Raw genomic sequence first — 24128 nt, 5'->3', positions numbered from 1 at the left:
TACTCAATCTCACGAATATATTTTCATATGAACGACACAAAACCAATTTTAGAAGCCCTTTTAAGAGAACGAATACTGATACTCGACGGCGCGATGGGCACGATGATACAGAGATACAGGCTGACTGAGGAAGATTTCAGAGGTGAAGATTATAAAAACCACCCCTCCGATCTGAAGGGGAACAACGATCTCCTCTCGATCACAAAACCTGAGGTGATAAAAGAGATTCACAGAAAGTATCTTGAAGCAGGTGCCGATATTATCGAGACCAATACATTCAGCAGCACTTCGTTCGCCCAGTCTGATTACGGACTCGAGAGCGAGGTTTACAAACTGAACTTCCATTCGGCTAAAATTGCAAAAGAAGTGACTGCGGAGTTTAACATCCCGGGAAATACAAAGCCAAGATTTGTAGCCGGTGCACTTGGACCAATGAACAAGTCACTCTCACTCTCCCCCGATGTAAATGATCCCGGCTATCGTGCAGTCAACTTCCAGGAAGTTGCCGAGGCATACGCTGCCCAGCTAAGAGGTCTGATTGATGGCGGAGTTGATATAATTCTGATTGAAACGATATTTGATACTATGAATTCAAAAGCTGCGATTTATGCAGTCGAAGAAGTTTTCACAGAGAAAAAAGTTTCACTTCCCGTTATGATCTCGGGTACCATAGTTGACCTAAGCGGTAGAAACCTTTCAGGGCAGACAGCCGAAGCGTTCCTGATCTCAATCAGCCATGCTAAAAATCTTGTAAGTGTCGGTCTGAACTGTGCACTCGGTGCCTCGCAAATGAGACCTTTCTTAAAAGAGATTGCCGACAAGTGTCCCTGGTTTGTGAGCGTTTATCCAAATGCTGGACTTCCGAACGAGTTTGGCGGATATGACGAAACACCCGACATGATGGCTGACATTCTGAAAGAATTTGCTTCCGAGAATATGTTCAACATCGTCGGTGGTTGCTGTGGTACGACGCCCGATCACATTAAATTGATCGCTGAAACAGTCGCATCACTTCCCCCCAGAGTTCCTCCAACACCACCAAGATACCTGAGATTGAGTGGTTTCGAACCTCTAGTAGTGCGTCCCGAAACAAATTTTGTAAATATCGGTGAACGAACAAATGTGGCAGGCTCAAAAAAGTTCGCGAAACTGATCATGGCTGGCAATTACGAGGAAGCACTATCGATAGCGAGACATCAGGTTGAGGGGGGTGCACAGGTTCTCGATGTGAACATGGATGAAGGTATGCTCGATTCCGAAGCCGCAATGACAAAATTCCTGAATCTGATGGGTTCGGAACCCGATATTGCCAAACTTCCAGTAATGATCGATTCATCAAAGTGGACAGTGCTTGAAGCAGGTCTCCGTTGCCTTCAGGGAAAGTCGATTGTGAACTCAATCAGTTTGAAAGAGGGTGAAGATGTTTTCAGAGAACATGCCCGAAAAGTTTTGCAGTATGGTGCTGCTGTAATTGTAATGGCATTCGATGAACAGGGCCAGGCAGACACACTTGCAAGAAGAATTGAAATTTGCTCGAGAGCTTATAAAATACTAACAGAAGAAGTTGGTTTTCCTCCCGAGGATATTATTTTCGATCCCAACATTCTCACCGTGGCAACCGGAATGGAAGAGCACAACAATTACAGTGTTGATTATCTCGAAGCCACCCGATGGATCAAGGAAAACCTCCCGTACGCAAAAGTTAGCGGGGGTGTTTCCAATGTTTCCTTCTCATTCCGCGGAAATGATGTGGTGCGTGAAGCCATGCACTCCGCGTTCCTGTACCATGCCATAAAAGCAGGTATGGACATGGGAATCGTGAATGCCGGTCAGCTAGCTGTTTACGAAGACATTGACAAGGAACTCCTCGTTCTTGTGGAAGATGTCCTGCTCAACAGAAGAAGCGACGCCACTGAAAGACTTATCAACTTTGCCGAACATGTAAAAAGCAAAGACAAGGCGGAAGTAAAAACGGAAAGCTGGCGTGAAACTTCTGTCGAGGAAAGATTGAAATATGCACTTCTTAAAGGAATTGTTGATTACATCGAACAGGATACCGAAGAAGCCCGGCTTAAATACCCCGCTCCTCTCAATGTGATCGAAGGTCCGTTGATGGATGGTATGAACCTCGTGGGTGATCTCTTTGGTGCCGGTAAAATGTTTCTACCCCAGGTTGTGAAATCTGCGCGAGTAATGAAAAAATCGGTTGCTGTCCTCATTCCATACATCGAGGAGGATAAGAAAAAAACACCCGGTTCCAACCAGAGCGCCGGTAAGATCCTTCTCGCCACTGTCAAAGGCGATGTGCACGATATCGGGAAAAACATAGTTGGAGTGGTGCTTGGTTGCAACAATTTTGATGTCATCGATCTTGGTGTGATGGTGCCAACCGAAAAAATACTTGATACCGCAATCAAAGAGAATGTGGATATAATTGGATTAAGTGGTCTTATCACCCCGTCTCTTGATGAAATGGTGAGTGTCGCCAAAGAGATGGAACGCAGGAAGATGAACATCCCGCTCCTGATTGGCGGAGCCACCACTTCAAGAGTTCATACTGCGGTGAAAATTGCCCAAAACTACTCGGCTCCTGTTGTTCATGTCCTCGATGCTTCGAGAAGTGTACCCGTCGCGGCAAAACTTATCAACCCGGAGACTGCGGGAGAATTCGCTGATTCAATTCGAAGTGAATATGACAAGGTAAGAGAAGAACATAGAAAAAAACGGGATACAAAAGAGTTCGTTACGATCCAGGAGGCAAGAAGAAACCGATTCAAACCGGACTGGGAGAAGTACACACCCCCTGTCCCGAAAAAGACCGGTGTTACTGAGTACAAAAATGTCCCGCTCGAGACTCTTAAAGAGTACATCGATTGGACTCCCTTCTTCCAGGCATGGGAAATGAAGGGCAAATACCCTGACATTTTCGAGACTGCAAAGTATGGAAGTGAAGCAAAAAAACTGTTTGCTGACGCAAATGTCATCCTTGACAAAATCATCAGTGAGAAGTTGCTTACGGCTAACGGTGTAGTAGGAATTTACCCGGCAAATTCCGTGCATCAGGATGATGTTGAGGTATATACAGACGATGAACGACATGGAGTCCTTACGGAATTTCATTTCATCAGGCAACAAGCAATAAAGGCAAGCGGACTGCCAAACCATTGCCTCGCTGACTACATCGCTCCAAAGGAGACAGGAAAGAAAGATTACATCGGCCTCTTTGCGGTTACAACAGGAATTGGAGTTGATGAACTTGTGAAGAAGTATGAATCTGAAAATGATGATTATTCGGCTATCATGGTGAAGGCCCTTGCAGACAGACTTGCGGAAGCTTTCGCTGAATATCTCCACAAAGAGGTGAGAACCAGACTTTGGGGATATATGGCCGAGGAAAATCTGACGAATGAAGACCTTATAAGCGAGAAATATATCGGGATTCGACCCGCTCCCGGTTACCCTGCCTGCCCTGATCATTCAGAAAAAATCACTCTATTTGATCTGATGAATGTTACTGAGAGAACAGGTATAACCCTTACTGAAAATCTGGCTATGTATCCCACAGCGGCGGTCTGCGGAATTTACTTCTCACATCCCGAATCGAAATACTTCACTACGGGCAAACTGAACAAAGATCAGGTGATCGACTACCACCGTAGAAAAGGCATGAGCCTCGACGAGATCGAAAGGTGGTTGCGTCCCGTTTTGAACTATGACGAAGGTGACTAATTAATTGTATCAGGTAAACTGATTCGAGTATTCGAATCAGTTTACCGTTATTTTCATAAGGGAGATGTCATCCGCATCTGGATTGTTGTCGTAATATTTCTTCATTTTCTCACTAAGTGTAGCGTTGAGATCCTCTTTCCCGAGATGTTTGTGTTCCTCAAGCCAGTCAGCCATAATACCCGTTACTTTTCCGTCCCCGATATCAAAACATTCCGAAAATCCGTCAGAATAGATATAGACCACATCACCCTTGGATAATTTTACAGACGCCTTTTCGTAGTCGGAATTGTCAAACATCCCTATCGGTATGCTGTTCAATTCGATTACTGTGGGTGTCTTATCTTTGTGAACTATGATCACAGGAGGATGTCCTCCCAGACTGATCTCAAGCTCCTGCGTTGATCTGTTATACTTTCCGTAAACCATTGTGAAATACTGCATTACCTCGAGTCCCATTTCAAAGAGTTTGTTGAGTTCGGTAAGCACTACTTCCGGTGGTGTGTTCGTAAAGCTCATGGTTTCGGTCGAGTATGTTTTCAACAATCCTCTTGTGTCGCCCTGATCCACACTTAAGAATTTACTCAAAGTGAATGAAAGCATCGCAGAAGAGACTCCGTGACCAGAAACATCGAGGAGGTAGAACCCTACATTCTCTTCATCGAGCTCAAAATAATTAAAAATATCGCCTGCAACAAAAAGTGAAGGAAGGAAAATTGAATCAAACGAAAGATCATGGATTTCGAGGTGGTGCATCGGCAGGAGGCTTTTCTGCAGGTCGGCAGCAGCCTTAAGATCCTTTTCCAGCCGCTCATTGTACTTTTGCAACTTAAAATTTTTCTCTTCAAGGTCTTCCTGCAACCTGATAATTCTCTCGCCCGCTCTTATCCTTACATTCAGTTCCTGATTATTGAAGGGCTTGGTAATAAAATCGTCGGCACCGGCTTCCATTCCCTCTACCAGTTCATTTTTTTCATTTTTTGCCGTAAGCAGAATAAGATAGATATATCTGCCCAGATCGGTTTCCCGGATTTTCTTGCAGAGCTCTATACCTGTTAGATTGGGCATCTCCCAGTCACTTATTACCATCGCAATGTTTGAATTTTGAAGTGCCTCCCACGCCTCCTCTCCGTCTTCAGTGGTGGTAACATTGTGACCAAGTTTTTTAAGTATCGATTTCAGAAGCAATCTTGTTTCAAGAAGATCATCGGCAACCAAAATATCCATAATTACTTTTCCTGTTTCTTTAATTTTTTGTGAGTTATTTTCCGGCCCGGTTTTCTTTGATTTCTTTCAGGGCTTCGTTTGAGTAGAATTCAAGCGTGTCGAGAAGTCCCGGAATTTTCCTTTCGGGATCGCTCTCAAGAGCAAGTTTTTCTATCTGTGGCACAACCCCTTCAAGCTCCTTGATACCCATATAAGAGAGTGTCGGTTTGAACTTGTGAGCAACTTTTTTTATTTCTTCCCAGTCTTTCACTTCATAGAGTGATCTAAGTTTTGAGAGTATTTCAGGTGTGTTTTCAGTGAATAAATTCATCATCTCACCGATAATATCATCGTCACCACCTGTAAGTTCGTTCAGATAGTCGAGACGGATATATTTGAATTTGGAATCCACAGGCATAATGACCTCAGTTCTTTCATCTTCTGTGTTAATTTTTTCCGCCGGGATCCGGTCTCTTCCCGTGAGTGTAAAAATCTTTTTCTGAAGTTCAACCGGTTTTACGGGTTTGCTTATATAATCATTCATGCCGCTCGAAAAGACCCTGTCTTTCGACTCAATCATTGCCGATGCAGTAAATGCAAGAATAGGGATGTCTTTTTTCGGGAACGGGAAATCGAGTCTGATTGCTTCGGAGGTTTCAAATCCGTTCATTACAGGCATCGAGAGATCCATCAGGATGATATCAAAATCTTCATTTTTAAAAAGTTCTATTGCCTGTTTGCCGTTTGGTGCCACTTTATAAGTACAACCCCACAGTTTGAGGATATTGGTGGCCACGAGCTGGTTCATCTCATTATCCTCTACCACCAGCACTTTTAATCCGGTTAAATCTTTTCGGGAATGGGTTGTTTCCTCAATCAGATCACTTCCAAGGATGAGATCATCTCTTTTTGAGATTCTAAACGGCATTTTAACTGTAAATTCAGAACCAACCCCCTCGGTACTCGTCACATAAATTTCGCCTCCCTGTTTTTCAACCAGGGATTTTACGATCGCAAGACCGAGACCTGTCCCCATTTTTGCTCTTCTGTCCCTGTTTTTTACCTGCTCAAACGAGTCGAAAATTTTGTTCAGATATTGTTTAGGAATTCCAATTCCTGTATCAGTCACCCTGATTTTAAGCCTGATTTCTTCCTCGTCCTTGGCGAGGACTTTGACACTCACGGTAACTTCACCTTTTTCTGTGAATTTTACAGAATTTGAGACGAGATTCAGCAGGATCTGCCCGAATCTTACCTGATCACCTTTCACCCAGAATGGAACATCATCTTCAACCGAAGCGGAAACCCTTATCCCTTTTTCATCAGCAGAATATCTGACAGATTCAATGACATGATTAACCGATTCCAGGATCGAGAAGTCGTCAATGAAAAATTCAAGCTTGTTGGCTTCGATCTTCGAAAAATCGAGAATATCATTTATTATGACGAGCAGATTGTCAGTGGAATATTTAATTGCTTTCAGGAACTGTACCTGTTCTTCCGAAGGATTCAGTTCAAGAAGAAGGTGAGTAAAACCGAGAACTGCATTCATTGGAGTTCTGATTTCATGACTGATGTGAGCCAAAAACTGTTCTTTTGCTTTAGTTGATTCAATAGCCATGTTTCTGGCTGCTTCAAGTTCCTTAAGTCTTCTTCGTCTTTCAGTAATATCGCTCAGGGCAACGGTATAGTAGACTTCCTGATTGAATTCCATTCTTGAAACATGAATTTCCACGGGGAAGGTGGAGCCATCGCGCCTTACTCCAGTCAGTTCAATGCTCTGTCCCATTATTTCCCTGTACATCGAATCGACATCACCTGTCCATATTGCAAGATCAAACATCCCCTCCTTGAAGAGCATCTGGAAATCTTCCCTGATAAGAGCTTCTTTTGAGTATCCCCAAATTCTTCTGACCTCTTCATTGATGAGCATTATCCTGCTGTGACTGTCGAGCAGGATAATCCCGTCCGCAACAGTTTCAAGCACGGTCTGGAATAATCTTCTCGATCTCTCCAGCGACTCGTTAGCAGCTCGAAGGTCTGTAATGTCAAGCCCGTACCCTATCAGATAATCGACCTCACCCTCGCTGTTCAATATCGGATTAATCACCCTGAGGATTTTCTTTTTATTATCTTTGTTCCCGACCTCCTCCTCAAAATGGAGAGTCTTCTTTGTTTTCATTACTTCCCGAAGTGTATCCTCCCTTTTTGTAGCTGAAGCAGGATCATAACCCCGGTATGCAAAATATTCCGAATCGGTCTTTCCGATAATATATTTTCTTAATTCCTCGTTCTTAAGACTTTCGGGATTTATGAAAATGTAGCGAAGATTTTTGTCAAATACTGCAATCTGACCCGGAAGGTCATTAAGGATTTTCTCATAAAACTGCTTCAGACGGTCGATCTCGGCATTAAGACTTTTCGATTCAGTAATATCCCTCGCAACAGCATGGAGACCTGACAATTTCCCTTCGGAGATATTTAACCTGACATTTTGACCAACCCATAGAGTTTTCCCGCTTTTGGTGGTCATCCTGAATTCGAGATAAGTATTCTCCACCTGACTCATAATTTGTTGGATGTAGTGTTCTTTGACTCTTTGTTTATCTTCAGAATGGACAAGCTGAAGATAATTCATCTTCAAGAGCTCTTGAAGCGAATATTCACTTAAATTCTCACCTTTGGGATTTACAAATGTAAAATCTCCTTTTATAGTCGCACTGTAAATGATATCGCTGGCATTTTCAATAATCTGACGGTACTTGAATTCATTTTCTCGCAACTGTCTGTCTGATTCCTTACGGGCTGTGATATCCCTGTATGACCAGAGATGTCCCTTATACTCAGACAGAACAAATATTGGGATATAATCTCTCTCGAAGGATCTGCCGTCTTTTAAAAGCAACTCTTCATTCTTGACAAGCACTCTCTCAGCGAGCAATTTTTCTATTCTCTTTACGAACCCTTCGGGATCATCAAACAGTGTTTTTGACTCTTGTGCTGAATTGCTGCAATCTGCACCGATGAGCATTTCCGGATTTACCGGTATCGAAAAAAGATCGCAGAACATCTTGTTTATTGCAATAATTTTCCTCTCTTCATTTTCTACCAGAACCCCTGCGTTCAAATTCATCAGAAGTGCTTCCAAAGTCGAGGAGTATTCTCTGATCTTTCGGGTAGCTTCTTTTTCTTTCACAATCTGAATGATCCGATGACAGTTCAGAGACATGATTCTGGTAAGAAATGATGAAAGTGATTTGAATTCTTCGTTGTAGAAATCCGGTAACTCACTTACATAACCAACACAGCCGTAACATTCATCATCATGAAGAAGCGGAAAATATATTCTGGAATTGACTTTAAATGATCTTTTGCTCGAAACTGAAATGTTGTCACTTTCGGAATCCCCTTCACCCGAAACAAGATTTTTTCTGTTTCTTATTACCCAGCCGGGGTGTCTTTCCCAGGCTGTTCTCTCCGCTTCCAGTCGCTCGACTTCTGAAAATCCTTTTGCGTGCAGGAGTCGAAGATCGTTGGAGTATGGGTCCATCAGATAGAGAGCTGTTTTCTCAATATTGCCATAAGCTTCAACAAAAACATCGAACGCTGAAGCAAATTCTTCAATTGATGTGGCGGTTGAAAATAAAACGGTTACTTCTTCGAGGAGTTGTAATTGTTTGTCCATTTGAAGCCGGAAGTCGTGGTTAAGATTTTTAAAGATTCTTCAATTCCATCCCTAAAATATGTAAAATGGCGTAAAAAGTTATCGAACTAATCAATAATTTCTTTATTTTTACAAAAAAACTTATGAAAATTCGACCAAAATCACATTGAAATCCATCCGGCTTATTACATGTATACTGTTTCTGTTTTTCGCAACCCCCGTACCGGGACAGTTCGCCAAGGCATATTCAGTTGTTGCAGGATCGGGAGGCAACAAGGATGCAGTGGACAAAATAACGGAAAAAGTGATCGCTTCCGGTTTTGTTGCGTTTACGATCGATTTTTCAAATGACAAGAAATCTCTTTACAGAACCTGCTCGGGTTACTTCTCAAATCAGAGCGATGCCATTTCCCTTCGTGATGCTATAAAATCGAAAACAGGAATAAAAGATGCATGGGTTTTCAATATTGCTTCTGAATACGAACTCCTGTTTTCCGAACTTAAAACGGGTAAACCGGTTGAAGAGCCGGAGAAACCCGTGGATAAAGATAAAGATATTGACACTCAAAATCAGACTCCTGTCCCAAACAGTGATACAGGAAAACCGCCTTACCTGATTGACACCTCCCCGGATAATGCAGGTGATCTCGACAAACTGATTTCAATTTACACGGAAATCAACTCGGCTCTGACAAAAAACAAACCTGATTTGATAGAAAAATATATCGATCCCGAAACCGGAATAATCGAGATCATCGACCCTGGTGGCATACCTTTTCCTATCCACTCCGTTTCATTCTCTCAGGCTGTAATTCAGGGGCTTTTCCTGTCACTTTCGGGTAAAACACCCGTGAAAGACTACCTCCCCGAATTCGATTGTAATGCCGGCATTTGGACCAAAAAGGGTACCTTCATTTCGAAGATTAAAAACTACTCCAAGCTTTCCTCGATTCTCCCCGGAGCCTCGGAAATAATCTATCTCGACAAATCTCTCCTCTCCTCCATCGAAAAGATGGAGTATCGTATTTCAGTGATTATTCTGGCAACTGACGAGTCCCTCCTCGGCTTCTTTAAAAAGGAAGGAAACTGGTATCTCGGCATCATCGATAACAGTTTTGACTGCGTTCAATAAATTTACAAATTCCACTTGTTTCGTATTAACTCAATTGTTTATCTTCGCTCTTTAGATAATAGTATTTTAATATCTCATCGAAATCGTGAATCCGCCTCAAAAGCGGCTAAATTAATCTATACCTGAATTATTTCAATCAATCCATTCACTTACCAACTATAAAGAGGTTTCCATGCGGAAATTATTACTTCTTTTTGTTTTGGCTGTTTCCTTGTCAAATCTCGTTTACTCACAAACGGGCACCGACTGGAAGTGGCTTCACCCCTCACCACAGGGCAACCAGCTAAGAGCTATTCAAGCTTTCAGTGCTTCAACATGGTATGCTGTCGGTCTCGCCGGTACTTTCATGAAAACCACTGATGCCGGTGCTACCTGGACATTCAACCATCTGGCAGGCTTGCCATTTGGAACATCAGGTCAGTCGTCAAACGCTTACGATCTGAATTTTACCGATCTTAACAACGGTATCGTTGTCGGAAGCACTGCCGGTATTCTAAAAACCACTGACGGTGGTAATTCGTGGACCCCGGTTCCATCCGGCATTTTAACCACAACCATCAGTTTCTTTGCCGTGGATTTTGATGTCAATAACCTGATTGGTTATGCGGTCGGTTCAACAGGAAGAATTGCTAAAACAACCAACGGTGGTGCATCATGGGATTCAGTTGCATCAGGTGTTACAACCACCTTTAATGATGTCTGGACCAATGACGGAACCACAGTTTTTATCGCTACTACAGCCGGCAACCTGAGAAAATCCACTGACGGTGGTGCAACCTGGACCGCAGTTTATACCGGTGTCTCATATACAGTTCAGAAAATTGAAGGTGACGGTACAACCTTTATGGCTGCCGGTACCGCCGGAAATGTCAGAGTTTCGACTGATGGTGGAACCACTTGGGCAGCCGCAAATACCGGTCTTGCTGCCGCGAATGTTTACTGGGACATTGATTATCTCAATAATACATTCTATCTTACAGGTCCCAGCTTCAATCTTTACAAATCGACCAACCTTGGTGTTTCATGGGATACTCTTGCATTATTAAATCCCGGTCAACCATGGACCTCCACCTTCTACTCTTCAGTTTTCTCACCTACCGGTGACTCTGTAATTACTGTGGGTGGTTTCGGTCTCATTCAGTCGAGATTTGGTGCAACTGCTACTCCAACAAATCACACCAGACTCATTAAACCCGGTACATGGTATGATGTCTGGTCATCAGCTCCTGATGGAAATGTTATTGCCGTTGGTGCTCCTACTGTTGGCGGCGTTCAGGATCAGGTTGCAAGATCGACAAATGGCGGGGGTACATGGACTCTGGTTCCAATGCCTGCGTACTCCACTGCTACATTCTGGAGCATTGACATGCTCGATAATAACAACGGATTTATCTCCGGAACCAACAGCGCCATCTACAAAACAACAAATGGCGGTGTCTCATGGGATTCTGTTGCAACCACGGGAATACCTGCTGGTACAACATTAAGAAAAATTGACTTCGTCAGCCCGACTGTCGGTTGGGTGTTTGCGGGTGCGCCAAGCACACTGACAAATTTCATCTTTAAGACCACTGATGGTGGAGCTACATGGACTGCACAGTCACATGGCATAGCTGCTGCAAGTGCCGGTCAGGTTTACGGAGCTAACATGCTGAACGAAAACTACGGAGTCCTCGTAACCTGGGAGCCAAGACCTTATACTACCAGGGATGGCGGGGCAACCTGGGTGAGAGATTCAACTTCGGATAATCATGGCGGATTTTTGTATGATGTGAAGGTCATCGATACTACCCTCAGCTATGCAGTCGGAAGCAGTGGAAGAATCTATAAGAAAGTTAACGGTTCTACTGTATGGGATCTTATCCCCAATCCAACCGGGACTTCTTACTCTTTTAATTCACTTGAAGTTTATTCACCGAACACCTTCTCTGTTTTTGGTGCAACCGGTACATTTCTTCTTACAACCGATGCAGGTCTCACATGGAGCGTAAAAAACACCTCCGGTGCCACTCTACAAGGTTCGCACTTCTCAATGAGCAACAACAACACCTACGCATGGTTTGCGGTTGGAGCCAACGGCTTTATGTTCAAAAACACTTTGAGCATAGTTCCTGTTGAACTCGCTTCCCTCTCTGCAACCGTCGCGGGCACTGATGTAAACCTGATGTGGACAACAGCTTCTGAACTGAACAACAACGGTTTCGAAATCGAGAGAAAATCGGGTGAAGGCTCATGGTCAAAAGTTGCTTTTGTAAAAGGTAACGGAACAACCACTAAAATCTCTGAATATGCTTATACTGATAAAGGTGTGAAAACCGGTAAATATCAGTATCGCCTGAAACAGATCGATTTTGACGGTTCTTTCAGTTATTCATATGCAGTAGAAGTTGAAGTTGGTACACCGATGACATTTGAACTGTCACAGAACTTCCCGAATCCTTTCAACCCGACAACAACAATATCCTACAGAATCCCTGAAACTTCAGGTGTTACTCTTAAGATATTTGATGTTACAGGTACAGAAGTTATGACACTGGTCAACCAGAAACAGGAAGCCGGTTCATATACCATCAATTTCGATGCAACTAATTTCGCTTCAGGAATGTACATCTACAAAATTGAAGCAGGAAAATATTCATCTGTCAAGAAGATGATGTTGATGAAATAAGTGTTTAGCTATAAGGTATGAACTATGAGCTATTAGCTGGTAGTTTAATCCTGGATGCTGAAATATTTGAGCCCCGTCAGAAATGGCGGGGCTTTTTTATTTACCTGCCCTCAAAAATGATTTTATTCCAGCCCTCAGGGCGACATATGGATAGAATATAGCAACCAACCCCAAGTAAGCCCTCAGGGTGAAATATGGATAGAATATAGCAACCAACCCCAAGTAAGCCCTCAGGGCGACATATGGATAGAATATAGCAACCAACCCCAAGTAAGCCCTCAGGGCGACATATGGATAGAATATAGCAACCAACCCCAAGTAAGCCCTCAGGGCGACATATGGATAGAATCACAACACTTTAAAATTTTAATAATCTTTCGTTATCCCATGGTTTTTCGGATCGGAAGTGGATTTTTACCCATATGTCGCCACAAGGGCTCTTTCAAGGTTGGTTACCGGATTTTCTACCCATATGTCGCCACAAGGGCTCTTTAAGGTTGGTCACCGGATTTTCTACCCACATGTCGCCACAAGGGCTCTTTCAAGGTTGGTCACCGGATTTTCTCATATGCCGCCCAAGGGCTGGTACAAAATTCAAATCTGTAAGGCTCAAAATAAAGAGGCTGTCTCGAAAGGGGCAGCCTCTATTCTATTTACATGTTTTTCAGAAATGCCGATGGTGACATTCCGGTGGCGTCTTTGAAGACTTTTGAGAAGGTTACCCGGTTGTTGAATCCGCTCATGCCGGCGATTCCGTCGATGCTTAGATTTCTACCCGAATCGGAGGCAAGTATTTTGATGGCTTCTGCAATCCTGTAACTGTTGATGAAATCGAGGTAGTTTTTGTTAAACCTTTTCTGGATTGCTTTGGAGAGGTAGGTTCTGTTGGTATTTAATTTTTCTGCCAGATCAGAGACTGTAAGGTCAGGATTTAGATACACCTTTTCACCGGTTATCAGCATGTCAAGATCAGCAACAATCTTATCAATAGTCGACTCATCGACATCTTTGGTTCTTTTGTCAGGCTCAAGTCCAAAATCAGTTGGTTCATTTTCTAAAATTGTATGTTCACGAAGCAGCAATTCCGGCACATCTGCAAATGCGAGTTGAAGATTCTTTTCCACGAGCCGTTTGTTTGACTCACGCAATCTTCTGAAATAGAACAGGACGACAAAAATGGAAGCCAGCATCACAGCGATCAGCGACAGATAGAGCATCTTTTCCCGTCTGAATCCCTCAATCTGTTTAATTGCAGAATTGTAGTTGTGCTGCGCGTAAAGGTGCATTAGTTTGGCGCGGTTGTAGAGGGAGTCGGCAGTTTTGTTTGTTTTACTGTAAAGTAACAGGTATGAATTTGCTTCCTTAAAATTCCCTTGAGCCGAGTAAGTTTCATAAAACGCTCTATAGAGGTCGATTTTAAACTTCAGGTCGGGGTATTTTCTTTCGAGTTCTTCGGCTTTTTTCAGGTAAACCAAAGATGAGTCGTAGTTATTTCGATGATTCAGAATCAGTGCCTTGCTGATATAATATCCAGTAAGGTCACTTTCCTGCTTAAACCGTTCCGCGAAGGCAGTACCTGTCTCGAAAAACTTCTCAGCCGAAGCAAAATCACCCATCAGGATTGATGTTTCAGTCATTTTCCGGTAGATGTAAGCAAGTCCTGCAGAATCTGAATAAACGGCTTTTATATTTTTAAGCTGATTGATGGAATTTTCAAAATATTGAAGTGCTTCCCTGTATTTCCCCTGCCTCATCTTCACCAAACCAAGATTGTTCTGAATTATTCTGTAGTTAAAACTCCCTTTTATATCGGGAGTCTCCTCCATTATCTGATTGTAAAGTTTCTCAGCTTCCTCAAGCTCTCCCGAATAGTAGTGCATGTCAGCAATTAACTGGAGATTTGCCATCAGATCACTCGTTTTACCCTCATTTTCATAGATATCTTTTGCCGCAAGTGCATAAGCCATTGCTGAATCTGCCATCGAGTTGTCCCGAAAGGAGATCGCCTTAAACATGTAAACATGTGCCAGGAGGGGGTTGTCATCGATCGACCTTGCAAGCATCTCTGCCCGGTTCAACATTTTTATTTTCACATCAAAACTGTTGAATCTGTAGGAATGGACAAGTGCCTTTGCTTCAAACCGGGTATTTCCGGTTTTTTGGGCTTCAGCCACAAGTTTTTTACTCAAACTCTCGGCTGCTGTGAACTCGGAAGAATATAGCAGACCTATGAGCTGCTCTTCATATTTATCCAATAACTTATCGTCAGAAGTTTCCTTGACCAACCGCAACAGACTGTCGGCATCAGATACTGTCTGCGAATACAGGGGTGTAATCAAAACCAGGAGGAAGATGATGTATTTCAATTTCATACAGTCTGTTAAATTCTAAAATTTGTAGCCGATGCTGCAGGTAAGAAGACCTTTCATTCCAAAACCGAGCCCGGCATGCACCATAAACTTTTTGCCAAACCGCAATCCGACCGGCTCGAACTGCGCAGCCAGAATGGTTTTGCTAACTGACTCGTTCTTTCCGTCGTAATTGCTCTCTGAACTGATAAAAGCGGCTCCAACTCCCAAACCAAGATAAGCACCAAACGATTCAGAGCTCGCGTACTCATATCGAATTTCAAGCATCGGTGAAGCAATGACAGCTTCTATCTTTCCGGCATTTCGCGCACCGTAGGCAACATCTTTAACCAGCTTTTCGTATGTAATTGAGCCCCCAAAGGAATACCGGTCGTTTTGATAGAATTGATAGCCGAGTGAAACAGCCGGCACTGCGGAACGGGTATCGCTTCCCGAGTATCCGGCTGTTAGTGCAACAAGCCACACATCAACGAACTTGCTCACAATTTCAGGTGCGCTAAGAGTTCCGATTCCTGTGTAGATAAAATGCTGCTTCGTGTTTTCCTGGGGAAAGGCCGTTGAAGCGAAGAGGAGAAGGCATGACGCAAGAACCAATGTTAATTTTTTCATTTTTTTGCCGGATTAAAAATAAAAAACATTCGAAAAATATTACAAATTATATGGAATTTGACATTTTTTTTAATAATTGTACCAACTTTTACGGTTTTTCAGCATCTTCATAGTAAAGAAATTTATTTTTTATGGACAGCACACTCGACTTCACAATCTGTTATAACAGATATAAAAAGAAACTTTTCAATTTTGTTCTCCGCATGACCGGCGACCGGATGACATCGGAGGATATTGTTCAAACTGTTTTTCTCCGTTTCTTTCGAAACATGGGAAACATCAGGAACAGTTCGAGTGTTGTTTTTTGGCTTTACAAATCTGCAAGAAATGAGATATACACCCATTTCAGGACAAAAAAGAGATTTTCAGAGAAACATGTTTCTGACGATGTTTCTGAATTAAATCTGAAATCGGGTGGAAATGCAGAGACTGAATTCATAAAAAATGAACTGAGGGAAGCTTTGATGACGCAGATAAATCTACTCCCCGATGACCAAAAGGAAGTATTTCTGTTAAAAGAGTACAGCGATCTCTCTTATGAGGAAATTGCTTCGATCTGCGAAATTGATACTACTCTCGTAAAAAGCAGATTGTATTCTGCGAGACAAAAACTGATAAAAAAAATTCAACCTGATCTTAATTAGTGAGATAACTATGAGCAATAACGATATTTATGAAAAAATTAATTCCTGGTACGACGGTGAGCTGGATCGAAAAGATGAAGCGAATCTCTTTGCTCTCCTCTCGGTTGATGAAAAAGCACGGGACTATTTTCAGCAACTCAGCAAATTAAAAAACGGACTTGGACAGATAGAGGAAGATTTTCCGGATGAGCTCGACGAAAGAATTTTGAGATCAACACAACCGGAAATAAAAAGCACCCCGGTTTCGTTCAAAAGCAGTTTTCAGCCATATATGGGATATGCCTTCTCGATAGTATTTGCAATTGTTGCTCTCTTTTTCTACATGGAGATTCGCAGTTACCGTACAAATCTCGAGAATATTACCCTGAAAGTAAAAGAACAGGATCAGACTATTAAAATGATGTTTAACGCCTACCCCACCATAGTTGTGAAACCGGGGTTAAACAATACTTCTGAACAATAACCGGACTTTATTTATCAAAAAACAATTTTTAACTTAATGGAGAAAAAAATGAAATCACTATTGTTAGCAATGTTCATACTTATTGGTGCAGCTTTAGCCCAAAGTGGAGAAGCTAAATCGATTGCATCGTTTGACAAAAAAGCCCCGAACAAGCTTGATGTTGAAATGACTGCAGACAAAAAAGCCCCTGCAAAGCTGGATATCGAAGTTCCATCAGACTCGATTTATCTGGAAGTCGATAAAATGCCCGAACCAATCGGCGGTATGGAAGGGATCATGAAACTTGTCGTTTATCCCGAAGATGCAAAGAATAAGCAGATTCAGGGAATGGTCGTGGTCTCGGGAGTTATTGATGAAAAAGGTATTGTTGTCAGCTCCAAAGTTGAAAAAGGGATCGGCTACGGCTGTGATGAGGCTGCACTAAAAGCCCTTACCTCAACTAAATGGATTCCCGGAGTGCACAAAGGTAAAAAAGTTAAGGTAAGAGTGGCACTTCCCGTAATGTTCAAACTGCAATAGTCTAAAAAAAGACGGCTGTATAAAACAAAAACACCGCAAGATTATTCCGGTAGAATCCGGCAGCCTTGCGGTGTTTCTTCATGAATGGCATACTTATGCCGGGCAAAATTAAAAGAAGAACTGTTCCAGAACTATTTTGCCATCCTTTACCTGATAAACACAAATTTCTTCCATGTTCATGCGGTTACCGTCCTTCATAGTGCAATCGACTCCCATCGTTAAACTGAAATGACTGCCTGCAACGATAGGGTCTCCTACATATGCACTGTGAAATTCAGCAATCATCTCATTCCACTCTTTCCCTTTTTGAAGTATTGCGTCGATTCCTTTCACTTCCCTGTTTGGGGAACCTTCCCCTTCGATGCTCACGCAGTCGGGTGAATAAAGTTCTTTGTAGCATGTGGCGTAATCTCCTGCTTTACAAAGTTCCACGAGGCGGTTGGCAATTTCCTGTACTGTCATATTTTGACTCTCCGATTGATGATGAAAAATGTTGTTGTTAGAACCTCAATTTAATTCTTTTCCAGTATTATTCATAACGATGAGTGTTGAATGGTTACATAATTTGATAAGAATTTTAAACCAAACTTACCTTATATTTGTCAAATAGAAGTATTCTTATATTAAAGCAGTTATGGAAACCCAATGAAGAACCTCTCTCTCATGTCTCTTATTCTAATCGCTCTGATTTCTCCCGTTTTCGGGCAGTCGTTTTCCGTTAAAGGTATCGTGGTTGATTCTTTAGATGGTTCGTCTCTCCCGGGAGCCAGCATTTCCCTGATTCCTGCGAGAGCTGATCAGCAGCAATTGAATATGCTCTCAGGTTCAAATGGTGAGTTTGAGTTCAAGTTGGCGAATCCCGGAAGATATCTCATCAGAATATCCTTCATGGGTTATTTCGATTTTGCTGACAGTGTGAGAGTCAGAAGAAACGAATCCACGACAGATCTGGGCAAACTAAAGCTCAAAAGAACAAGCATCGAGATGAAGGAAGTGGACATAACCGGTGTCGCCATCCCCTCATCTCAAAGTGAGGATACTTTAAGTTTTGCCGCCAAGGGATACAAAACCAACCCCGATGCAACTGCTGAAGACCTTGTTACAAAACTTCCGGGTGTGCAGAAAGAAGAAGGGACACTTAAAGCACAGGGTGAAGAAGTGAAGCAGGTGCTAATTGACGGGCAGCCGTTTTTTGGTGACGATCCAAATGTGACATTAAAAAATCTGCCGGCAGATCTGATTGAAAAAGTCGAAATATTCGACAAACTCAGTGATCAGGCGAGATTTACGGGATTTGACGACGGGCAAACTTCGAAAACCATTAACATCGTAACCAAAAGAGACCGGAGAAACGGGCAGTTTGGGAAATTATACGGTGGATATGGTTCTACAGAAAAATTCCAGAGTGGCGGTACTGTAAATTTCTTCACCGAAGGAAGAAGAATAAGTCTCCTCGGACTCGCTAATAATGTAAACCAGCAAAATTTCTCTCAGCAGGACCTTCTTGGTTTAAACCAGGGTGGCGGCAGCGGTGGACACCGTGAAGGTTTCCAAGGAAGGGGTGGCGGACACGGCGGCGGAAACAGGGGTGGTGGCAATGCAGCAAATAATTTCCTCATCGGAGCCCTGGAGGGTAACACAAAAACCTGGTCGACAGGGGTTAACTATCAGGAAAACTGGGGCAGAACCGCTGTGCTGACCGGAAGCTACTTTTTTAATTTCTCCGACAACAGCAACAACCAGACCATCGGCAGACAGTATTTTACATCTACCCCCGGAAATCAGTTGTATGATGAGATCTCTTCCTCCAATTCAAAAAACTATAATCACAGACTGAATTTCAGACTGGAGTATAATCTTGACACGATGAACACAATCGTCCTCACTCCGAGATTCAGTTTCCAAACCAATGAATCGGCAAGCCTTTACTACGGTATAAGTACATTCGGGAATCAGGGAAGATCAAACTCGACTGACAGTAAATCAGGAAGTGACGGATCGGGCTATACATTTAATAATGAGTTGATCTACAGACTCCGTTTCGCAACTCCTGGAAGAAGTCTTTCCTTCACCATTAATACCGGCATAAATCGAAGAACACTCGACAGAAACCAGTTTTCCGATAACAGATTTACCACTGGGAACAACATAGTCACTTTTGATACCATAAATCAAAAAGGCAATGACCTGGTAAAAGGCTACAATTATTCCGGCAATGTGGTTTACACCGAACCGGCAGGAAAAAACGGACAGTTGCAGGCAAGCATCAGTGCGGGTATGACAAATAATTTCAGCGACAAAAACACTTTCAACTACAACAATGCCTTAAACCGGTATGACTTGCTCGACTCCATCTCCACAAACAAATATGATAACGACTACATGACTTACAGAGGCGGTATTGCCTATCGTCTAAGAGATGAAGCAATTTCTCTGAATGTGGGATTAAATTATCAGATTGCCCAGTTGACGGGAGATCAGTCGTTCCCGAATAACATCAAAACCGAAAAAGACTTCTACAATTTCCTCCCCTCCTTGAGGTTCAACTATAAAATTTCGGAGGCACAGAATTTTAGAGTATTCTACAACACGAATGTGAACGCACCCTCGATCACACAGCTTCAAAATTTTTATGATGTTTCCAATCCCCTCTTTATCAAAGCCGGAAATCCCGACCTGAAAGCTGAATTTTCTCACAGAATGTCTGCCCAATATCTTACTACTGATAAAACAAGCGGTGCCAACTTTTTCACAATGGCATTTTGGCAGATCACAAAGGATTATGTTGGAAGTTCCTCCTTCACAGCACAGAAAGACACTCTTATTGGCAGAAATGTTCTCGTAAAAAGAGGTTCACAGTTTTCCTTCTCCCGGAATTTTGAACAGAGCAATATTGGCAGATTTATGTTGAGTGGTGGTCTTCCCGTTCCATTCATCAAAAGCAATATTTCGTTGAATGTGGGAATCGGATATCAGACGCTCCCTTCAGAATATCAGTCTCTGACAACGGAATCAAAACTCTATTCTTTCAACCAGGGTATAACCATTGCGAGCAACATCAGTGAAGACATCGATTTCAAGTTCACCTGGTCACCTTCATATTATATCGCAAGAAATGAATTGCTGCCAAACACAAATGATGAGTACTGGGTACATTCGGGTACCGCAAACCTTTTCTTCAATGTTTTCGATCTGTTTTTCATAAGAACTGATTACTCCCTTTACAAGACTTCCGGTATCTCGAATGGCGGAGATATTACCTATTCACTCTGGAATGCCGGAATTGGTGTCAAATTTTTGGAGGGTGATCGTGCAGAGTTAAGACTGGATGTGTTTGATCTGTTGAATGAAAATAAAAGTTTCATCAGAACAGCAACTGATATTTATATCGAGAACAAAACGACTCAGGTTCTGAAGCAGTATTTCATGCTGACTTTTACATATAATCTGAGAGCTTTTTGATTTAACCGGATGCTGCCTGAGATTTTGATTTCAGGCAGCTTCCCAAATTTATTTCAGAAGTGTCATTTTACCCGTTTTTGTTCCCGACGGTGTGACCAGTTTATAGAGATACACGCCTGATGGCAGGTCATCAGCCCTGAATGATACAGAATGATTCCCGGCTTTAGTGTACCCGTCAACAAGTGTCGCCACTTCTTTCCCGATAACATTGTAAACTTTAAGTGTGATTTGTCCACCTGCGTCGAGACTGAAATTTATTTTAGTCGATGGATTAAACGGATTTGGATAGTTTTGTGAAAGAGAAAACGCATCAGGTGTCTCGATATCATCACCAATTCCTGTAATCGTATCGGGTTTATAATAGAGTCCATCCAGCCTGCCGGCCCAGATTTTTCCTCCGCTGATATTCATCGAATAGGCAAGAGATCCCGACTGCATATCATTTCTCCACCAGGTAACGCCATTGTCATTCGAGTAGTAGATATAATATCTTGCTGCCTTTGAGAGTGCAATAACTATAGTGTTCCCTTTTACGGAAATTTCGCTGCTTTCAACGAGCCCGATCCCAAAGCTGTGTTTTGTCCATGTCAATCCGCTATCGGTGGAAGTATAGACTCCCTGATGTGCAGATGCTACTATTTTGCTGCCGCTCTTCCCGAACGCGAGTATCCCGTTGGCTTCACCATTGAACCAGTCGAAAGAAATTTCAACCCAGTTTGAGGTATTTTTCCGGTTGACATAGTAAAAACCGTTCACACCCCCGCCTGCATAAAGATCACCGTCGATGTTTTTTAAACAATAGACCGTCCAGCCGGTATTCCAGGGTATTCCGTCAGAAAAAAGAACCCATTCTCCGGGATTGGTGAGTGAGTTTCTGTAAATGCCGCCTCCTATCGTGGAGACATAAACATAATCATCCCTGACAGCGAAATCACTGATCTCTTTTGCTCCCAATCCTGTTAATCCGGCAGATCTTTCTTCCCACGAATTGCCAAGATTTGAAGAGAAATAGACTCCTTTTAATGAGGTACCAATGTATATTCCGCCATTGACCGGTAAAATCGCATTAATTCCGTATTCAACATCCGGCACCTTTGACGAATTTCCCCATGTGTTACCGGAGTCGAATGAGTAGAACAGAAGACTGTCGCCCCCGGCAAAAAGTGTATCGCCGGAGGACCAGAGGGAATAGACCGATCCGGGTGATACCGGCTCGACTTTCAGCCATTGGCCGAAAGTTGCTCCCAAAGAGGAAAGCATCAGAAAAGTTGTAAGAACATAAATGCGTTTCATAGTCATAAATTCCAAAATTGTGTAACCCAATTACACATCCAAACAGTTGAAATTAAACCGGGAATTGGTTTTTGGTGGATTATAATGATAAATGGTTATTATTTTTGAGGATTATGTTGTCAGGAAAGAGGAAGCGAGAAGTAAAATGTTGTTCCCTTTTCGGGATTTCTGCGTGCCTCGATTGTGCCGCCGTTCTGTAAAATAAAATCGTGGCATAAAATCAACCCGAGACCTGTCCCCTTTTCACCAAGAGTACCTGTGGTTTTGATCGATTCGTCGATCCTGAAAAGTTTTTTTATGTCTTCTTCTGCAATACCCACACCATCATCAATTACAGAAACAACTGCCATACCGGAAGAAATTTCCGAAGAAATGGTTATTTTTCCACCAGGGGCGGTGAACTTGACAGCATTTGTTATCAGGTTTCGGAGCACAGTTTTTATCATGTTGGTATCAGCGAACACTTCCAGCGAATGCGGTACCTCAATTTCGAGATTAAGTTTTTTCAGAGTTGCCTGAGAGCGGTAGGCTTCCACCGTTTTCATAATAAGTTCGCTCAGGTCGAATTTTACCGGTGAGAAAGCAAGGGCACCTGTCTGCTGTCTCGACCATTCGAGCAGATTTTCGAGAGTCTTGAATGTTTCTTTTGCGGTCTGATTTATTTCTTTCAGCAACTTCAGTTTTTCATCATCCGGAAGCTCTGCATAGTCTTCGATTACAATGTCGGAAAGACCAATTATACCGAAAAATGGATTTTTTAAGTCGTGAGCAATTATCGAAAGGAGTTTGTCTTTTGCGGAATTAAGTTCCTTCAGCTCATTTCTGTTACGAGTCAATACAGCTTCACTCATTTTAAGATCTGTAACATCCGAAACACTGATTAATCTCCCCTGGGAATTTCCATCCTGATCTGAGATATCAATAGATGTGGCACTGAAATTCATTCCATCATAAATGAAATCAATCTTAGATATCTCTTTTTTGTCACAAGTCTCGGCAAGTTCGGGAATATTGGAAAAGAGTACCGAAGGTTTTCCACCCATCAAAGCAGTTTTCCCGGTGTATTTAAGGAAGGTCTTGTTCACATCGATTATTCTTCCTTCACTGTCAAGTACAATAATCCCTTCATTCAGATTATCGAACAAAATATTTCGGGCGACAGGAATAAGATCGAGAAATGAGTACTTGAAGATTGCTGTTGAAATTAACATCCCTGTAACGGCGAACGCTACCGGTGTTGGATCGATATATCCGATATACTCACCATAAAAAACATAAACCGCATTTACCGAAATTGGTAAAAGCTGTGCAATAAGCAGGAGTATAAGTTGCTTTCTGAAAACACCCGAGAAAGACCATATCCCCCTTAGAAGATGAAGAATTGTTGCTCCTACTGCAGAGTATGTAACCAATACCACGATGTAGAAAAACAGACCATGCCCGTAATCAGCGGTGATACCTGCCGCTCCATTTGAAAGTGTAACTGTGGGCCAAAGAAGTTTGTGATAACCGTTGGTTGCTGCTGCAATGAAGGCTGTCGCCGGGAAAATATAAAACAGTATTTTGGTCAATTTTATATGAAAGCCCGAAGATTGGGTGAATCGAAGAACAAATGACAAGAATGCAAAAGGGATTAACGGAATTGCAAGATAAGTGAAGACCGACCAGAATGTTTTCGCTTCTACAGTCGTGACTGCCTGTTCGAATGTTCCACCGAAACACCAGATGGAAACAGCGACAATCATTAAAAAGAAGTGGTTCCCTCCTCTGACTGTCCCTTTCCTCCGAAAAACAGCAATCGAAAGTAACAAAGAAAGTAAAAATGCGATAAAAAGAAGGGCTATATAGAAATTAAATTGCATATATTTGAATTAAAATAATTCTCAATCTACGAAATTGTTTCATTAAATTTACTGATTAAATAACTCTCTAATTTCTATGTCATATCTTTTAGTCGCGCTTGGTTCTGTGCTTGGTGGAGTGCTCCGCTACTGGCTTTCGAATGTGGTTAACAACTTTTTACCGGCAACTTTTCCCTTCGGGACGATGATGGTGAATTTTGCGGGAAGTTTTATTATCGGTGTCACAATCTTCGGACTAAGCGACAGGGGTTTAATTTCTCAGGATTTGAGACTTTTCCTCACAGTAGGGTTCTGTGGTGGATTCACTACTTTTTCCACTTTCTCATTGGAAACCTTCAATCTCTTGCGAAATTCCGAATATACTCTTGCCGGACTGAATATTGGTATGTCTCTTATAATCTGCCTGGCAGCAACTTTTCTTGCATTTGTAATTTTTTCACAGGAGCAGTAATGTTTAATTCGGGCGGATCAATGCATGCAACAAAATACACTGACTTTAAATAAATTTACT

General features: G+C 42.4%; 16 protein-coding genes. 8 read left to right on the top strand and 8 right to left on the bottom strand.

The window, feature by feature from the left end:
• The first annotated feature begins 27 nt into the window (after positions 1-27).
• Positions 28-3729, top strand: coding sequence for a methionine synthase (gene metH / locus J0L60_07615; protein MBN8545986.1), 3702 nt, complete (start codon positions 28-30; stop codon positions 3727-3729).
• A 36-nt stretch (positions 3730-3765) separates the two neighbouring features.
• Here metH and J0L60_07610 read toward each other — a convergent pair whose 3' ends face one another.
• Positions 3766-4953 carry a SpoIIE family protein phosphatase gene (locus tag J0L60_07610; protein MBN8545985.1) on the bottom strand — a complete coding sequence of 396 codons (1188 nt, stop codon included), beginning with the start codon at positions 4951-4953 and terminating at the stop codon, positions 3766-3768.
• Between the two features lie 34 nt (positions 4954-4987).
• The gene (locus J0L60_07605; GenBank protein ID MBN8545984.1) at positions 4988-8617 is read right to left on the bottom strand and encodes a PAS domain S-box protein; all 3630 of its coding nucleotides are present in this window, start codon (positions 8615-8617) and stop codon (positions 4988-4990) included.
• Positions 8618-8762: 145 nt separating this feature from the next.
• Between J0L60_07605 and J0L60_07600 the strand changes: the two genes are divergently transcribed.
• Positions 8763-9728 carry an SPOR domain-containing protein gene (locus J0L60_07600; protein MBN8545983.1) on the top strand — a complete coding sequence of 322 codons (966 nt, stop codon included), beginning with the start codon at positions 8763-8765 and terminating at the stop codon, positions 9726-9728.
• A 172-nt stretch (positions 9729-9900) separates the two neighbouring features.
• A complete protein-coding gene (locus J0L60_07595; protein ID MBN8545982.1) occupies positions 9901-12396 on the top strand; it encodes a T9SS type A sorting domain-containing protein in 2496 nt (831 codons plus the stop codon).
• Positions 12397-12492: 96 nt separating this feature from the next.
• Here the strand turns inward: J0L60_07595 and J0L60_07590 are convergent, their stop codons facing one another.
• From J0L60_07590 to J0L60_07580, 3 genes are all read right to left on the bottom strand, one after another.
• Positions 12493-12714, bottom strand: a complete 222-nt coding sequence (locus J0L60_07590; protein MBN8545981.1) for a hypothetical protein — start codon at positions 12712-12714, stop codon at positions 12493-12495.
• A 335-nt stretch (positions 12715-13049) separates the two neighbouring features.
• Entirely contained in the window at positions 13050-14768 is a 1719-nt protein-coding gene (locus J0L60_07585) for an AraC family transcriptional regulator (protein ID MBN8545980.1), read from the bottom strand.
• A gap of 15 nt (positions 14769-14783) precedes the next feature.
• Positions 14784-15374, bottom strand: a complete 591-nt coding sequence (locus J0L60_07580; protein MBN8545979.1) for a hypothetical protein — start codon at positions 15372-15374, stop codon at positions 14784-14786.
• 131 nt (positions 15375-15505) lie between these two features.
• Between J0L60_07580 and J0L60_07575 the strand changes: the two genes are divergently transcribed.
• From J0L60_07575 to J0L60_07565, 3 genes are read left to right on the top strand one after another with little or no spacing between them, the layout of a single operon-like run.
• Positions 15506-16018, top strand: a complete 513-nt coding sequence (locus J0L60_07575) for an RNA polymerase sigma factor (GenBank protein MBN8545978.1) — start codon at positions 15506-15508, stop codon at positions 16016-16018.
• Positions 16019-16028: 10 nt separating this feature from the next.
• Positions 16029-16481 carry a hypothetical protein gene (locus J0L60_07570; GenBank protein MBN8545977.1) on the top strand — a complete coding sequence of 151 codons (453 nt, stop codon included), beginning with the start codon at positions 16029-16031 and terminating at the stop codon, positions 16479-16481.
• Between the two features lie 48 nt (positions 16482-16529).
• On the top strand, positions 16530-17000 hold the full coding sequence (locus tag J0L60_07565; GenBank protein MBN8545976.1) for an energy transducer TonB: 471 nt from the start codon (positions 16530-16532) through the stop codon (positions 16998-17000).
• A gap of 108 nt (positions 17001-17108) precedes the next feature.
• Here J0L60_07565 and J0L60_07560 read toward each other — a convergent pair whose 3' ends face one another.
• Positions 17109-17462, bottom strand: coding sequence for a nuclear transport factor 2 family protein (locus J0L60_07560; GenBank protein ID MBN8545975.1), 354 nt, complete (start codon positions 17460-17462; stop codon positions 17109-17111).
• 183 nt (positions 17463-17645) lie between these two features.
• On the opposite strand from J0L60_07560, the gene J0L60_07555 reads away from it, so the two are divergent.
• Positions 17646-20462 (top strand): TonB-dependent receptor, encoded by a 2817-nt coding sequence (locus J0L60_07555; GenBank protein MBN8545974.1) that lies wholly within the window; start codon positions 17646-17648, stop codon positions 20460-20462.
• Positions 20463-20510: 48 nt separating this feature from the next.
• Here J0L60_07555 and J0L60_07550 read toward each other — a convergent pair whose 3' ends face one another.
• Positions 20511-21755: a T9SS type A sorting domain-containing protein gene (locus tag J0L60_07550; GenBank protein MBN8545973.1), complete on the bottom strand. Its 1245-nt coding sequence runs from the start codon at positions 21753-21755 to the stop codon at positions 20511-20513.
• A gap of 119 nt (positions 21756-21874) precedes the next feature.
• A complete protein-coding gene (locus J0L60_07545; GenBank protein MBN8545972.1) occupies positions 21875-23617 on the bottom strand; it encodes an ATP-binding protein in 1743 nt (580 codons plus the stop codon).
• Positions 23618-23693: 76 nt separating this feature from the next.
• Here J0L60_07545 and crcB point away from each other — a divergent pair, with 76 nt between their 5' ends.
• Positions 23694-24068: a fluoride efflux transporter CrcB gene (gene crcB, locus J0L60_07540; GenBank protein ID MBN8545971.1), complete on the top strand. Its 375-nt coding sequence runs from the start codon at positions 23694-23696 to the stop codon at positions 24066-24068.
• Positions 24069-24128 lie beyond the last annotated feature (60 nt).

It is taken from the genome of Ignavibacteria bacterium (assembly GCA_017302895.1).
Taxonomy (GTDB): domain Bacteria; phylum Bacteroidota; class Ignavibacteria; order Ignavibacteriales; family Ignavibacteriaceae; genus UTCHB3.
Note: the sequence above shows the minus strand (reverse complement) of the source record. Positions and strands in the feature narration are given on the sequence as shown.

Coding starts and splice junctions, on each gene's coding strand:
- J0L60_07585 (MBN8545980.1), bottom strand. CDS start 14,768: ATGAAATTGAAATACATCATCTTCCTCCTGGTTTTGATTACACCCCTG.
- J0L60_07575 (MBN8545978.1), top strand. CDS start 15,506: ATGGACAGCACACTCGACTTCACAATCTGTTATAACAGATATAAAAAG.
- J0L60_07570 (MBN8545977.1), top strand. CDS start 16,029: ATGAGCAATAACGATATTTATGAAAAAATTAATTCCTGGTACGACGGT.
- J0L60_07565 (MBN8545976.1), top strand. CDS start 16,530: ATGAAATCACTATTGTTAGCAATGTTCATACTTATTGGTGCAGCTTTA.
- J0L60_07545 (MBN8545972.1), bottom strand. CDS start 23,617: ATGCAATTTAATTTCTATATAGCCCTTCTTTTTATCGCATTTTTACTT.
- crcB (MBN8545971.1), top strand. CDS start 23,694: ATGTCATATCTTTTAGTCGCGCTTGGTTCTGTGCTTGGTGGAGTGCTC.
- J0L60_07605 (MBN8545984.1), bottom strand. CDS start 8,617: ATGGACAAACAATTACAACTCCTCGAAGAAGTAACCGTTTTATTTTCA.
- metH (MBN8545986.1), top strand. CDS start 28: ATGAACGACACAAAACCAATTTTAGAAGCCCTTTTAAGAGAACGAATA.
- J0L60_07595 (MBN8545982.1), top strand. CDS start 9,901: ATGCGGAAATTATTACTTCTTTTTGTTTTGGCTGTTTCCTTGTCAAAT.
- J0L60_07560 (MBN8545975.1), bottom strand. CDS start 17,462: ATGACAGTACAGGAAATTGCCAACCGCCTCGTGGAACTTTGTAAAGCA.
- J0L60_07610 (MBN8545985.1), bottom strand. CDS start 4,953: ATGGATATTTTGGTTGCCGATGATCTTCTTGAAACAAGATTGCTTCTG.
- J0L60_07550 (MBN8545973.1), bottom strand. CDS start 21,755: ATGAAACGCATTTATGTTCTTACAACTTTTCTGATGCTTTCCTCTTTG.
- J0L60_07580 (MBN8545979.1), bottom strand. CDS start 15,374: ATGAAAAAATTAACATTGGTTCTTGCGTCATGCCTTCTCCTCTTCGCT.
- J0L60_07555 (MBN8545974.1), top strand. CDS start 17,646: ATGAAGAACCTCTCTCTCATGTCTCTTATTCTAATCGCTCTGATTTCT.